We start from the raw sequence: 14148 nt of genomic DNA on the forward strand, positions 1-14148 counted from the left end.
CGGTGTCCATCGAAATCAACAATCTGACAAGACAATTCGTCATTCATCGGAAAACCGAGAAGCGCTGGACCCGTCGTCGCGAGGTGATCACCGCGGTCGACAGGATGAGCTTCTCGATCGAATCCGGCTCCGCGGTGGGCTATATCGGGGCCAACGGCGCGGGCAAGTCGACGACCATCAAGATGCTCACCGGCATCCTGGTGCCCACCTCCGGGACCGTGCGCACCTGCGGGCTGGAACCGGTGCGGCAGCGGCGCGAGCTGGCCGGGCGGATCGGGGTGGTGTTCGGGCAGCGCTCGCAGCTGTGGTGGGATCTGCCGCTGCGCGAATCGTTCTCGATCCTGGCCGCCATCCACCGCCTGGATCCGGATCGGGCCCGTAAGCGCCGCCACGAACTGGTGGAGCAGCTGGAGATGGCCGGCACCCTGGACACGCCCGTGCGGCAGCTATCGCTGGGGCAGCGGATGCGGGCGGAAATCGCCGCGGCACTGCTACATTCGCCCGAGCTGCTCATCCTGGACGAGCCCACCATCGGCCTGGACGTGCTGTCCAAGCAGCGATTACGCGATTTCCTGTCCTACGAGCGCATCGAACGCGGCACCACCCTGTTGCTCACCACCCACGACATGGGCGATATCGAGCGGCTGTGCGAGCGGGTGCTGGTGGTCGACCGCGGCCGCCTGGTCCACGACGGATCTCTGACGGGGCTGGCCGCCACCGTGCGAGTGCGCCGGATGCTGGTGGTCGATCTGGTCGCGCCGGCACCCGAACTCACCGGCCTGCGCGGCGCGCAGTTGATCGCCAGCGAGGGCGGCGGCATCCGGCAGCGGCTGGCCTTCGATCCCGAGAGCATCACCGCCGCACAGCTCCTGGCCGCGGTCTCGGCGCGGGCCGAGGTGCGCGACCTGTCCATCGAGGAGCCCGGCATCGAGGACGTGGTGCGGCGCATCTACCGCTCCCAGAGCGCGGCGCGATCACCGAGTGTGGACACAAACGCGTCCCCGCCGACGGGCGACGGGGACGCGAGGTAGTGCTCGATCGGATCATTCAGGGGGTGCGGCCGCCTCCTGCTCACGTGCCCCCTGGTCCAGCCGGAACGGCGGGTACTCGTCCCGCATCAGCGAGGAGTACGCGCGCACCCGGATGCTCCAGCGGTTCAGACCCATCACCAGGTCGAACAGCCCGCGCAGGTAGCGGCCGGTGAACAGCAGCCCGATCAGGGCGATGAGCACCAGCACGGCCAGCAGGGAGATCCCGCCGCCGCCCATCATCCAGTGGCCGTGCCCCCCGCCCACGCCGTGGTGGTGATGGTGATGGCGGTGCCCGCCGCCACCTCCCCAGCGCCAGAAGCCACCGGCGAAGGCCGCCACGATCAGGTACTGCGGGATCGCGAGCAGCCACCACTTGATCAGCACCAGCCAGCGGTGCAGCTGTTCGGGGTAGTCCACCTCGAGATCCGCCGGGTAATTCTCGTCGGGCTTCAGGCTGAACGGCGGATACCGATCGGTGCCCGCGGGCGAGAACGCGTAGAACCGGACACGCCAGCTCCAGCGCATGACACCCACATTGAAGTCGAAAAGGCCTCGGGGATAACGACGTGTGAACAGAATCGCGAAGAATGCGATGACCGTCACGACGAAGTAGGCGATGTGCAGGAAAATCAGCACCACGATATGCGGAATCGCAAGAATCCATTTGATGATCCATTGCCAGCGCGACAGCGCCGGGTCGAGATCACCTCGAACGCGGACGGGGTAAGCGGGGGTGTCAGGTTGCATGACCACGCTCCTCTCGGGCGTATCCGGCTCGACGCCGAGCCGCGATACCACCGATTGTTTCGCAACCAGGTCACGTTCATGGTTCTTTCCGAGGTGGATGTGTCATCGACTGTGATGACACGCGCCGACACTCCGTTTGCTTCGTCACATCCACCCTCTCGTGTTGCGAGAAGCGGCGTCATGTGTCACCTTGCTTCTGATTGTCCGCAGCTCGGGCCGAAGGCCGTGCGGGGAGCGGGAATGAGGAGTCGAAGTGCAATTCCGTCGAGCACCATTGTTGCCGAACGGTAGCAAGCAACGTGCCACGACGATCGGGCTGTTGCGTCCGCGCACCATCCGCGGTCAATTGATCCGAGTGCTGGCGGTTTCGGTCGTCCTGGTGCTCGTCCTGCTGGGTCTGCTGATGGCCGGCCAGGTGCGTGCGTACCGGGCCACCGACAAGACGGTGCGCGCGGTGTCGCTGACGCTGTCGGTCCAGGACCTGGTGCAGGAGGTGCAGCGCGAGCGGGGCCTGTCCAACGGCATGCTCGCCGGCGACGCGGCGATGCGGCAGGCGCTCGACGCCCAGCGCCCCGCCACCGACCGGGCCCTGCAGGCGTTGAGCGCGGCACTGGACGACCGCGCCCCGGGCGTCGGCGATGTGCGTGCCGCGCTGCGGGATCTGGCGGCGCTGAGCGACGAGCGGGCCGGAATCGACGCGCACCGCACCGACCGCACGACCGCCTTCGCCTTCTACACCGATGCGATTACCGCGCTCACCCGCACCCGGCTCGGACTCGACCACGCCCAGGACGATCAGGTGTGGCGGGGCCTGTCCGCGCTGTACTCCCTGGGCGATGCGAAGGAATTCACCGCGCAGGAACGCGGCTTCCTCAGCGGCGTCTTCGCCGCCGGCGGGTTCGGCCCCGGCGAGTACGTGCAGTTCCTCGACATCCGGGCCGCGAAACAGGCCGCGCTGGAGACATATCCGCGCGATGCGACCCCGAGCGAGCGCGTGGCGGTGACCAGTTTGATGCACTCGGCCGACGCGCTGCGCTCCGCCGAGTCGGAGGGCGTCGCCATCGCGGCGCAGCACGGACCGCTCCTCACGCCGGTCTCCGCGACCGATTGGTGGGCACAGACGAGCTCGGTAATCGATGCGGAGCGCGGCGTGCAGCAGTCGATCGGCGCCGACATCAATCAGCGCGCCCAGCACCTGCGTCAGATCGCCGAGCGGACCCTGGTCGGATACGGCGTCGGCACCCTGCTCGCACTGCTGGTGCTGGCGCGGCTGGTCTTCTCCGGCGTGCGGGCCATCGTGCGCCCGCTGGCCGCGCTCGCGGCGACGGCCGACGAGGTCGCCACCCAGCGGCTGCCCGCGCTGATCCGCGCCTGGCAGGATCCGGACGCGGACGATCCCGGCCCGCCCGAGCCGGTGCCCGCCCCCGAACGCGCGAGCGTCGAGATCGCCCAGGTGGCCGTGGCATTCGACCGTGTGCAGACGACCGCCTACGAGCTCGGCGCGGCGCAGGCGACGGTGCGCCGCAACACCACCGAATCGCTGGCCAACCTGGGCCGGCGCAATCAGAATCTGCTGCGCCGCCAGCTGGCGCTGATCAGCGAGTTCGAACGCGAGGAGCTCGACCCGCGGGCGCTGTCGAACATGTTCGAGCTCGACCATCTGGCCACCCGCATGCGGCGTAACGCCGAGAGCCTGCTGGTCATGGTCGGCCAGGCCAGCCCGCGCCGGTGGAGCGAGCCGATCCCGCTGACCGACGTCATCCGTGCGGCCCTGTCGGAGGTCGAGAACTATCGGCGGGTAGTGGTGCGCCGCGTCGACGACGTGCCGGTCACCGGCGGTGTGGTCAGCGAGCTCGCCCACATGCTGGCGGAACTGATCGAGAACGGGCTGTCCTTCTCGCCGCCCGAGGTCGAGGTCGAGATTTACGGCCGCCTCGTCGGGCAGCGGTACCTGCTGGCCGTGGTCGACCACGGCATCGGCATGTCGCCCGAGCAGTTGGCGGCCGCCAACGCGCGGCTGCGCGGGGAGGCCGACTTCATGGTCGCGCCGACGCGGTTCCTGGGGCACCACGTCGTCGGGCGACTGAGCCGACGCCTGGGCATCGAGGTGGAGCTGACGGTCTCGCCGATCAGCGGTGTGGCGGCCCGGATGCTGCTGCCCCTCACGCTGCTCGCCGGGCCGGTCGCACCCCGCACCTCCCTGGCCCTCCAGTCGGCGCAGGCCGCGTTGCCCGCCGGGGGCTCTCCGACCACACTGTCGGCGAGCGAGGACCGCTCGGCGTTGGAAGCGGCCGCACACGACCGTCCGGCAATCGCGGCGGACCACAATGCCCGGGCGCCGTTCGACCCGGCACCGGCGAACGGCTCGAACTGGGCATTCTCCGAAAATCCGGTGACCGCAACGGATTCCGCTCCGTACGATGCCTCGACGAACGGCGCGGCGGCCCGCCCGGATCCGTTCCCGACACTGCCGCCGGGCCGAATCAAGGATTCCCTGAACGCCCTTTCCACGCAACGGAATAGGCATTCGGTGCAGTCGGCCTGGACCAACGGGCAGGCCCCGGGCACCGCCCCGGCAACCCCCACTCCACGGTCATCGCCTCCGGTGACCGATCCGAATCCAGCTGAGCCGCAATCGAATGCGCCAGGCCATTCGGAACGCGCCGCCACCGCCGCGCCGGAAGTGGAACGAACCCGCAACGGTCTGGTCAAGCGCGCCAAGCGGATTCCGTCCCCAACCGCACCGGATCCGGTCGCCGCCACACCCGCCTCACCGGCGCCGCCGCGACACCGGACATCGCCCGCGGTGGACCACTCCGCCGAGCAGACCAGGGGTATGCTTTCAAGCTTCCGGGCCGGTCATCGGCGCGGCGAAATGCATGAGCCGGCGCCAATTCCGGCATCCACAGCACAGGAGGACCCCCGGTGACCACTCAACTGCCGGAATCCGGTTCACACACCTTCAACTGGCTGCTCACCGATTTCGTGCGCTCCACCGACGGTGTCCGGGATACCGTCGCGGTGTCCTCGGACGGGCTGCTGATGGCGATGTCGGAGGGGCTGGACCGGGCCGGCGCGGACCGCCTCGCCGCGATGGTCTCCGGACTGGTGAGCCTGGCCCGAAGCGCCGCGCGCAGTTACGATTTCGATGGCCTGAAGCTGATCATGATCGAGATGCGGCGGGGTTTCCTGCTGGTGTCGGCGATCTCCGACGGCAGTTGCATCGGCGTCATCGCCGACAATGACAGCGATGTGGGCCTGGTCGGATATCAGATGGCCATCCTCGCCGATCGGGCCGGCGCGATCCTGACCCCGGCACTGATCGCCGAATTACGACAGTCGCTGCGCGGATGATCGACCGCCAGCCTGGCGACACCGCGGATGCGGAGCACGGAGATACCGGCCCCGTGGTCCGGCCGTTCCTCATGACGGCCGGGCGAACCACCCCGCTGGTCGACGGGCTGCGCGTCGAAACCCTCATCCGCACAACCCACACCGCACCCTCGGCATCGCTGCGGTTCGAGCAACGGACCGTGGCGCTGCTGTGCCGACACCCCCATTCCATCGCCGAAATCGCTGCCACACTGCGTGTTCCGATCGGCGTGGCTCGGATCGTGGTCAGCGATCTGATGCTCGCCGGTCACGCGGAGGCGGCGTCGGCCGATGATCTATCCACCGCAGCCATCGAGAGGATCAGGGATCTTGTTCGGGCACTCTGAGACTTCAGCTACACCGGAACCCACCCCGGCCCCACCGGAACAGGCCGCCGTCTCGGTCAAGATCGTGGTGAGCGGCGGCTTCGGCGTCGGCAAGACCACCTTCATCGGCGCCATCTCCGAGATCGAACCGCTGTCCACCGAGGCCGCGATGACCGAGGTGTCGACGGGGGTGGATCCGGAGCAGTACACGGGCAAGACGACCACCACCGTGGCGATGGACTTCGGCCGGATCACCCTGGACCGTTCGCTGGTGCTGTACATGTTCGGCACGCCGGGCCAGGAGCGGTTCGAATTCCTGTGGGACGACCTGCTCGACGGCGCCCTGGGCGGGGTGATCCTGATCGATACCGGACGGATCGAGGATTGCTATCCGGTCCTGGACTTCTTCGAGCGCAACGGCACCCCGTTCGTGGTGGCGGTCAACCGATTCGACGGTGGCGACCGCTTCGATCTGGACGAGGTGCGCGAGGCGCTGCGCGTCGATGAATCCATCCATATGGTCGAATGCGATGCCCGCAGCCGCGAGTCGGTGAAGCAGGTACTGGTGGCGCTGCTGGAACAGGTGCTGGTCCAGCGTCTGGCCCGCGCGAGCTGATCCGCCCACGTCCCGGCGCGGGACACGACACCGCCCCGGAGTCCGCGGGACGCCGGGGCGGTATGCGAGCGTGCACTCGCGTCAGCTGCGATTTAGCCGAAGGAGCCGGTCCACAGGGTGCTGGCCAGGCCGTGGAAAGCAGCGCTGCCGGTGCTGAGGACGCCGTTGAGCGCAGCCGAACCAGTGTTGATGATGACCGGGATCATAAAAGATCAACCTCTCTTGTCAGGGGCGTGGAACCGTCGGTGCTCCGTATTGGACCACCGACCAGGACCACCCTGCTGGGCCGATCTGAGAGTTCACTGATCCGTAGCTGACAAAGGACTGAGAGGTCTCATGTTAAAGATCACCGTAACGAGTCGCGCACAACGGGCGATGCAGATCTCGTCAATACCGCCCCCTACCGGCGCATTTTCCCTTCCGCGGAGTAGAGACTGATATCGCCGCCCTCGCTCAGAAAGGCATTGACGAGCATCGGCCTCCGCTCCAGCAACTCCTCAGTTTCGGGAACCGCGGTGGTGATCGAGATCTGCGGGATCGACGCCCAATTCACGACGTACCGCTCCGGCGGACCGTCCGCCCCGGACATCGGGGCGAGCCGGAAGACCGACACCGTGCGGCGCTCCATGAGGCCACGCACCACCTCCGCGATTCGCTCCGGATCTTCCAGCGCGAACAGGAAGGAGAAGGTCAGCTCCGGGGAGGACACGTAGGCGGACATGAAATACCAGGTTACGGAACTTTCGGGCGTGGCGCAGCCATCTCGCCGCGCCCCCGATAGATCATCGATCTTCGCGAGCACGTGACACGGCCGTAACTGTCTATAACGATTACTCGGCAGCTTGGCCATGAGGGGTTCGTCCTGTTGCGCGGGCTATCTGGACGCGCTTTCCTGAAAGAGTCCCGTTTCCTGGACTCATTGCTCATCGCATCGTCGCGGATTTCCCGGTTCTCACCGTGTCCTTTTGCGGTGGGCTGCCGCGTGCGGGAACAGGGACTGCGCCGGTGCCGGGGAGCGCACCCCCCCAACCTCCCTGGCCCTGGCGCAACCACGGTCCGATCCCGAAGCAAGGGTGGGAGTGTTATGGCGACCGAATATGCCGGTAGCCGTATCGGATCCGACGAGCTGCCGTCGGTGGTGGAACTGCTGCGGGCCTTCCGCGCACCCGTCGACGGGCGAGGCCCGGCCCACGGCCGACATCGTCCCGTGCTGGATGCCGCCCACGAATTGGTCGGCTGTCACGAGCGCCGGTATCTCGCGCTCGCGGCCGCGCACGCCCCCGGCGCGGGCAGCGATCAGCGGGCCCACTACAGCCAGCTGGTCGACGACATCGACGCCGAACGCGCGAAACAAGTTGCGGGCATAGACATCTGGGTGGCCGACAATATCGCGCACCGCTCCGGCGCCTCACTGCACACCGAAACCCTCGGCGCGGTGATCGACCGCATGGCGGCGAAATGGGTTGCGGCACAGGATGCCCTGGGCCTGCCGTGCACCGCCGTCAAGTCCGGCGCGCGTACCCGGGCCGGTATCGGCGGCCCGCACGGGGTGGACGCGCAGGCCCACCTGCACTGGGTCCAGCTCGCCGAACTGGCCGACGGCTACAAGGATCTGATCACCGACGTGACCGAACACCGGCGGCGGCTGCCGGTGTTCTAGCGCCCCGGGTCGACGATCTCGACGTTGGCATCGATGTACGGCTGGTCGGCGGACACCCGTGCACTGGGCGCGGGCTCGTCGATCAGCACGTCGGGCTCCTCGCGCCCGGCGTTGACGCCGTGCGCGGCCTCGCGGTCGCGCTGCGCGGCCGCGGCGGCCTCCCGCATTTCGATCGCGTCGGTGATCCAGTCACCGATCTCCCGGGTCACCTCCGAGACCGTGCCCGTGATGATCGAGGCGATGTTGCCGACGTGCCGCGCCCCCGAGGAGGTCAGCTCCTGGATCAGATCCTTGTTGCTCTCGAATTTCCCGATCATCAAACGCCCGCTTCACTCGGATCCGGCTGTGGCTTGTTTCTCATCACGATAACAGCTGGCTGCGGCGTCTTCCCGGCGAGCGCGGGCGGCAGCGCCAGGCGAAACAGCTTGAGCCAGACCGAACCGATCTGCTTGCTCAGCGGGCCGGTGTTGTAGGGCAACCCGTACTTCTCGCACAGGACGCGGACCTCCGGGGCCATCTCGGGATACCGGTTGGCGGGCAGGTCCGGGAACAGGTGGTGCTCGATCTGGTGCGAGAGGTTGCCGGACAGGATGTGGAACAGCTTGCCGCCGGTGATGTTGGCCGAGCCGAGCATCTGACGCACATACCATTCGCCCCGGGTCTCCTCGGCGGTCTCCTCCTCGGTGAACGTCTGTACGCCCGAGGGGAAGTGACCGCAGAAGATGATCGAGTACGCCCACACGTTGCGCACCAGGTTGGCGGTGGCATTACCGGCCAGCGTGGAGACGAACAGCGGCCCGGACAGCAGCGGGAACACCACGTAGTCCTTGAGCACCTGCCTGCCCGCCTTGCGCCACTGCCCCTTCAGCAGCCGCTTGACCTCGGACCAGGACCGCTTGCCCCGCACGATGTTCTCGGCCTCGAGATCGTGCAGCATCACGCCCCATTCGAACAGCAGCATCAGCAGGGCGGCGTAGATCGGGTTGCCCAGGTAGTAGGGATTCCACCGCTGGCCCTCGTCGATGCGCAGGATGCCGTACCCGATGTCGCGGTCGCGGCCGTGGATATTGGTGTATGTGTGGTGCATGTAGTTGTGCGAATGCTTCCACTGATCGGCCGGGCAGACCGTATCCCATTCGAAGACACGCGAATTCAGGCCCGGTTCCCGCATCCAGTCCCACTGGCCGTGCATGACGTTGTGGCCGATCTCCATGTTGTCCAGGATCTTGGACAGGCTCAGCGCCGCCACCCCGGCCAGCCAGAACGGCGGCAGGAATCCCAGGTACATCAGCCCGCGCCCGGCGATCTCGAAACCGCGCTGCGCCTTGATGATCGAGTAGATGTAGTCCCGGTCACGCTCGCCGAGGTCGGCGGTGATGCGGTCGCGCAGCTCGTCCAGCGCGCGGCCGATGTCCTCGACCTGCTGCGGACTGAGAACCAGCGGGCCGTCCTGGGTTTCGGTCAGTATGGTCGCAGCTCCGCTTCGCTCCGCTGCAACCTGTGGTGCTGTGTTCATAGTTCCCTCGCTTCGCTCGCTCACGGCTCTCCCCTTCAGATTTCGATATCCACGTCGCCCACGGCGGCGTTGATGCAGAGCTGAATCGGCTGATCGGGATCGCTGTCCAGCTCCCCGGTGCGCAGGTTGCGGGTGCAGCCGGAGCGCTTGATCGAGGTGCAGGAGAAGCAGATTCCCATCCGGCAGCCGTATTCCGGTGTGAGGCCGGCGGATTCAGCCTGTTCGAGCAGGGTGGCACCGGCGTTGGGCACGGTTGTCGCGCTGGCGGAGAAGGTGGTGACGCCGGTGATCTCGCCCGGATCCACCGGCGCCGCGGCGAGCGTGAACTCCTCTCGGTGCAGCCGGTCGTCGAGCTGTTCAGCCTGGTAGACGGTGCGGACCGCCGTCATCAGCGGCGCCGGACCGCACACATAGGTCTGGGCGGTGGCGAACCACGGCGCGATGCGCTCGAGCTGGTCGTAGCCGAACAGCCCCGCCACCGGGTTCTTCGCGCAACTCCAGGGCGCGCCGTCCAGCAGTTCGGACCGGCCCAGCCGCGGATAGCACAGGGCGATCCGGAAGTTGTTGTGCCGCTCGGCAATTTCCGCCAGTTCCACGCGATGGGGCACCGCCTCGGGCGAGTGCGCGTAGTGCAGGAACACCACCGGCCCGCGATGATTCTCCGCGTCCAGGGTGCGCAGTATGGACAGCACCGGGGTGATCCCGCTGCCGCCGCTGATCAGCACGATCCCATCCGGGCGCCGCTGCGGCAGGGTGAACACGCCCGCCGCGGGAGCCAGATCCACCACCATGCCGGGCGCGGCGTGGCGGTGCAGATACCGCGAAACCAGGCCGTGCGGATGCGCCTTGACCGTCAGCCGCAGCCGCCGCGTGGCGCCCTGCGGATCGATCGGCGAATAGCACCGGGTGTGCTTGACGCCGTCGATCAACACCCCGATCTGCACATACTGTCCCGCGAGGTGCCCTCGCCACTGCCGGGTCGGCCGCAGCGTCAGGGTGATCGAGCCGGGCGTGCGCCGATCCACCTCGACGATCTCCGCGCGCATGTCGCGCACGGTCAGCGTGGGGCGCACGAGTTCCAGATAGCGATCCAGGGTATGCGGTGTGGTCAGCGTCTGAACCAGATCGATCAGTCCTGCCATAACTCTTCTCCCACCACCCGGTGTAGCTCGTAGAATTTCAGTGCACATCTGTACACTGATCCAAGTGTGCTCCGACACGGCACGGAATTTCAACCAGCAGGTCGTGTGACCGACGCGACACCGAGAGGAGCAGGCGCATCGTGAACGGATGTATGCTCACCGAGATGACCGAGCGCAGCGAACAGACAGAGTCCCGGGGGGAGCGCAAGGAGCGCACCCGCCACGCGCTGCTGGAGGGCACCCTCGAGCTGGCCGCGGAGCGCGGATTCGCCGCGCTGAGCCTGCGGGAGGTCGCGCGCTCGGCGGGCATCGTGCCCACCGCGTTCTACCGTCACTTCGCCTCGCTGGACGAGCTCGGCACCACACTCGTCGACGAGGGCGTGCGCCAATTGCGTTTGGCCCTACGGGATCTGCGGCGCGCCCCCGATGCCCGCCTCGCCGAGACGGTGCGCTTCGTCTTCGCACAGATCGCCGGGCGAGATGCGCTGTACGGCTTCCTGGTTCGTGAACGGTACGGCGGGTCGGCCGTCCTGCGCACCGCCATCTCGATCGAAATGCAGCTTCTCACCAGGGAATTGGTCGTCGACCTGTCCCGCCTGCGCGCGCTGGACAGCTGGTCGCCCGAGGATCTGGAGCTGGCCGCGGATCTCATCGTCTCGACGGTTGCGGGGCACATCGCCGACTACGTGGCCGCGCTGCCCCGCGACCGCCAGAACGTCGTGGAACGCACCGTGCGACAGGTGCGACTGATCGCCCTGGGCATGGCCGCCTGGCGCTCGGTGCCATAGATACAGAAGGACGCCTCGCGAACCTCCCGGGATCGCGAGACGTCCTTCCCGTATCCGAGCTGGTGCTTCCGAGCACCGCACCCGACGCTACCTCGAGTCCCCGGCTGTGAACAGCTGTCCCTATGCACCCAGTTGCATAGGACGGCAAGTGTCAGTTAGCCTCGGCGCATGGCCCTCGAGCATGCGCTGCTGGTATCGCTGACCGAGCGCGCCGGTTCGGGCTACGAGCTGGCTCGCCGGTTCGACAAGTCGATCGGCTTCTTCTGGAGCGCCTCCCACCAGCAGATATACCGTGTGCTCAAGCGCATGGAGCAGCAGGGCTGGGTGGCGAGCGAGGCCGTCGCTCAGGAGGGCCGGCCGGACAAGAAGGTCTACACCGTGAGCCCGGCCGGGCGAACCGAACTGGCCCGCTGGATCGCCGCGCCCGCCGAGGATGTCGGCCCGCTCCGCAGCGAGCTGGGCGTGAAGATTCGCGCCGCCGCGCACGGCGATCTCGCGGCGCTGCGCGCCGAGGTGACCCGTCATCGCGACGCCCACGCCCAGCGGCTCGAGCTGTTCCAGCTGATCGAGAAGAAGGACTTCCCCGACCCGCACGGCCTCACCGGCACCGCGCTGTACCAATATCTGGTGCTGCGCGGCGGTATTCGCATCGAGTCGGGATTCGCCGAGTGGTGCGACGAGGTACTCGCCGCGCTCGGCGGTGATAATGCTCCCCCTCCCCGCCCCGGACCGAAAGGTGACCCACGTGAGTGAGCCGAACCCTTATCCGCACCTGTTCGAACCGCTGGATCTGGGCTTCACCACCCTGCGCAACCGGGTGGTGATGGGATCCATGCATACCGGCCTCGAGGACCGGGCCTGGGATACGAACAAGCTGGCGGCCTATTTCGCCGAAAGGGCCCGCGGCGGTGTCGGACTCATCATCACCGGTGGCTACGCGCCGAATCGGGAGGGCTGGCTGCTGCCGCTGGGCGCCAAGCTCACCAACCGGACCGAGGCCTACCGGCACCGCGCGATCACCCGCGCGGTGCACGCCGAGGGCGGCAAGATCGCCATCCAGATCCTGCACGCCGGGCGCTATGCCTATGTGCCGTTCAGCGTGTCGGCCTCCTCGATCAAGGCGCCGATCAATCCGTTCCGGCCGCGCAAACTGTCGGACAAGGGCGTCGAGCGCACCATCGACGACTATGTCCGGTGCGCGGAGCTGGCCAAGCTCGCCGGGTACGACGGCGCCGAAATCATGGGCGGCGAGGGCTATCTGATCAACCAGTTCCTCGCCCCGCGCACCAACAAGCGCACGGACCGCTGGGGCGGTTCGGCGGAGAACCGGCGGCGATTCCCGCTCGAGATCGTGCGGCGCATCCGGGCCGCGGTGGGTCCGGACTTCATCATCGTATTCCGGCTGTCCATGGCCGAATTCGTGGAGCACGGCCAGACAGAGCACGAAATCCTGGCGCTGGCAACGGAATTGGAAGCCGCGGGGGTCAGCATCATCAACACCGACATCGGCTGGCACGAGGCACGGGTGCCGACCATCGTCACCTCGGTGCCGCGCGCGGCCTTCGCCGAGTACACCGCGAAGGTCACCGCGCGCGTGAGCATTCCGGTCTGTGCCTCCAATCGGATCAACATGCCCGAGACGGCCGAGGAGATCCTGACCCGAGGCGACGCCGACCTGATCTCGATGGCGCGCCCGCTGCTGGCCGATCCGGAATGGGCGAACAAGGCCCGCGCGACCCGCGAGGACGAGATCAACACCTGCATCGCCTGCAACCAGGCCTGCCTGGACCACGCCTTCGTCCACAAAACGGTGTCCTGCCTGCTGAATCCGCGCGCGGGCCACGAGACCGAACTGCGGCTGCTGCCCACCCGGCGGATGCGGCGGATCGCGGTCGTCGGCGCGGGCCCGGCCGGGCTGTCGGCCGCGGTGAACCTGGCCGAGCGCGGGCACAAGGTCGATCTGTTCGAGGCCGACAACAAGATCGGCGGTCAATTCGACATCGCCCGGCGCATCCCGGGCAAGGAGGAATTCAACGAGACCATCCGCTATTTCACGCGCAAGCTGGAGGTCGCGGGCGTGCGGGTGTTCCTCGACCGGCGGGTCGGGGCGGCGGAGCTGATCGAGGGCCGGTACGACCACGTCGTGCTGGCCACCGGTGTGCGCCCGCGCATTCCGAACATTCCGGGCATCGACCACCCGAAGGTGCTCACCTACGCCGAGCTCGTGCGGGAGGAGAGGCCGGTCGGCAAGAAGGTCGCGGTGATCGGCGCGGGCGGAATCGGCTACGACGTCAGCGAATTCCTCACCGTCGAGGGGCATCCGTCGCTGAAGCTGGACGAGTGGAAACAGGAATGGGGAGTCATCAGTGACGATCCGGACGCCCTCGGTCAGCTCACCACCCCGCGTCCCTCCCCCGCCACCCGCGAAGTGGTTCTGCTGCAACGCAAATCGGGTTCCTTCGGCAAGAGCCTGGGCAAGACCACCGGCTGGGTGCACCGCGCCGCGGTCAAGGCCAAGGGCGTCGAGCAGATCGGCGGGGTGAACTACGAGCGCATCGACGACCGCGGCCTGCACATCAGCTTCGGCGAGCAGCGATCCCGGGCCACCGTCATCGATTGCGACAACGTCATTCTCTGTGCCGGACAGGAATCCGTGCGTGAGCTGGCCGAGCCGCTGACCGCGGCCGGCGTGAGCGTCCATCTGATCGGCGGCGCCGACGTCGCGGCCGAGCTGGATGCCAAGCGGGCGATCGACCAGGGCACCAGATTGGCCGCGGAGCTGTGAGCGGGCCGGGACAGAGCGAACCATCGGGCCGACACGCCTCACGCGGGACGGAGCCGAGTAGCCGTGAGGTGGAGTCGTGAGCGGAGCGAAGCGGAGTGAACCGTCAGGCCAGCGCGCGGCGCGCACGACGGAGCCGAGCGCCAGCGAGGTGGAGTCGTGAGCGGA

The 14148-nt window shown here is 67.6% G+C and carries 14 protein-coding genes; 9 read left to right on the forward strand and 5 right to left on the reverse strand.

What is annotated here, in order from left to right; all coding sequences use genetic code 11:
- The first annotated feature begins 2 nt into the window (after positions 1 to 2).
- Positions 3 to 1031: an ABC transporter ATP-binding protein gene (locus tag KO481_RS28935; RefSeq protein WP_308166595.1), complete on the forward strand. Its 1029-nt coding sequence runs from the start codon at positions 3 to 5 to the stop codon at positions 1029 to 1031.
- A 12-nt stretch (positions 1032 to 1043) separates the two neighbouring features.
- Here the strand turns inward: KO481_RS28935 and KO481_RS28940 are convergent, their stop codons facing one another.
- Positions 1044 to 1778 carry a DUF4389 domain-containing protein gene (locus KO481_RS28940; protein WP_215917534.1) on the reverse strand — a complete coding sequence of 245 codons (735 nt, stop codon included), beginning with the start codon at positions 1776 to 1778 and terminating at the stop codon, positions 1044 to 1046.
- Positions 1779 to 2031: 253 nt separating this feature from the next.
- Between KO481_RS28940 and KO481_RS28945 the strand changes: the two genes are divergently transcribed.
- Genes KO481_RS28945 through KO481_RS28960 form a run of 4 tightly spaced genes read left to right on the forward strand, consistent with a single transcriptional unit; the run spans position 2032 to position 6092 of the window.
- On the forward strand, positions 2032 to 4707 hold the full coding sequence (locus KO481_RS28945) for a sensor histidine kinase (RefSeq protein WP_308166594.1): 2676 nt from the start codon (positions 2032 to 2034) through the stop codon (positions 4705 to 4707).
- Positions 4704 to 5132, forward strand: a complete 429-nt coding sequence (locus KO481_RS28950; protein WP_215917533.1) for a roadblock/LC7 domain-containing protein — start codon at positions 4704 to 4706, stop codon at positions 5130 to 5132. The genes KO481_RS28945 and KO481_RS28950 overlap by 4 nt, the downstream gene beginning before the upstream one ends.
- Positions 5129 to 5497, forward strand: a complete 369-nt coding sequence (locus KO481_RS28955; protein ID WP_215917532.1) for a DUF742 domain-containing protein — start codon at positions 5129 to 5131, stop codon at positions 5495 to 5497. Before KO481_RS28950 ends, KO481_RS28955 begins: the two co-directional genes overlap by 4 nt.
- Positions 5478 to 6092 carry a GTP-binding protein gene (locus KO481_RS28960; RefSeq protein WP_372452041.1) on the forward strand — a complete coding sequence of 205 codons (615 nt, stop codon included), beginning with the start codon at positions 5478 to 5480 and terminating at the stop codon, positions 6090 to 6092. The genes KO481_RS28955 and KO481_RS28960 overlap by 20 nt, the downstream gene beginning before the upstream one ends.
- A gap of 400 nt (positions 6093 to 6492) precedes the next feature.
- Here KO481_RS28960 and KO481_RS28965 read toward each other — a convergent pair whose 3' ends face one another.
- Positions 6493 to 6813, reverse strand: coding sequence for a hypothetical protein (locus KO481_RS28965; RefSeq protein ID WP_215917530.1), 321 nt, complete (start codon positions 6811 to 6813; stop codon positions 6493 to 6495).
- 363 nt (positions 6814 to 7176) lie between these two features.
- Between KO481_RS28965 and KO481_RS28970 the strand changes: the two genes are divergently transcribed.
- Positions 7177 to 7752 (forward strand): DUF4254 domain-containing protein, encoded by a 576-nt coding sequence (locus KO481_RS28970; RefSeq protein WP_215917529.1) that lies wholly within the window; start codon positions 7177 to 7179, stop codon positions 7750 to 7752.
- Here KO481_RS28970 and KO481_RS28975 read toward each other — a convergent pair.
- The 3 genes from KO481_RS28975 to KO481_RS28985 are packed head-to-tail and all read right to left on the reverse strand — an operon-like array spanning position 7749 to position 10410.
- A complete protein-coding gene (locus KO481_RS28975) occupies positions 7749 to 8069 on the reverse strand; it encodes a hypothetical protein (RefSeq protein ID WP_215917528.1) in 321 nt (106 codons plus the stop codon). The two genes, KO481_RS28970 and KO481_RS28975, sit on opposite strands and share 4 nt — an antisense overlap.
- Positions 8069 to 9268 (reverse strand): fatty acid desaturase family protein, encoded by a 1200-nt coding sequence (locus KO481_RS28980; RefSeq protein ID WP_215917527.1) that lies wholly within the window; start codon positions 9266 to 9268, stop codon positions 8069 to 8071. Before KO481_RS28980 ends, KO481_RS28975 begins: the two co-directional genes overlap by 1 nt.
- Before the next feature lie 35 nt (positions 9269 to 9303).
- Positions 9304 to 10410 carry a ferredoxin reductase gene (locus tag KO481_RS28985; RefSeq protein ID WP_215917526.1) on the reverse strand — a complete coding sequence of 369 codons (1107 nt, stop codon included), beginning with the start codon at positions 10408 to 10410 and terminating at the stop codon, positions 9304 to 9306.
- Positions 10411 to 10574: 164 nt separating this feature from the next.
- On the opposite strand from KO481_RS28985, the gene KO481_RS28990 reads away from it, so the two are divergent.
- From KO481_RS28990 to KO481_RS29000, 3 genes are all read left to right on the forward strand, one after another.
- Positions 10575 to 11198, forward strand: coding sequence for a TetR family transcriptional regulator (locus KO481_RS28990; RefSeq protein ID WP_245400890.1), 624 nt, complete (start codon positions 10575 to 10577; stop codon positions 11196 to 11198).
- Between the two features lie 168 nt (positions 11199 to 11366).
- Complete coding sequence (locus KO481_RS28995) at positions 11367 to 11951, forward strand: PadR family transcriptional regulator (protein ID WP_215917525.1); 585 nt, start codon at positions 11367 to 11369, stop codon at positions 11949 to 11951.
- Positions 11944 to 13983 (forward strand): FAD-dependent oxidoreductase, encoded by a 2040-nt coding sequence (locus KO481_RS29000; protein WP_308166593.1) that lies wholly within the window; start codon positions 11944 to 11946, stop codon positions 13981 to 13983. Before KO481_RS28995 ends, KO481_RS29000 begins: the two co-directional genes overlap by 8 nt.
- Positions 13984 to 14148: the final 165 nt, after the last annotated feature.

The sequence above is a fragment of the Nocardia albiluteola genome, from assembly GCF_018860155.1.
Classification (GTDB): domain Bacteria; phylum Actinomycetota; class Actinomycetes; order Mycobacteriales; family Mycobacteriaceae; genus Nocardia; species Nocardia albiluteola.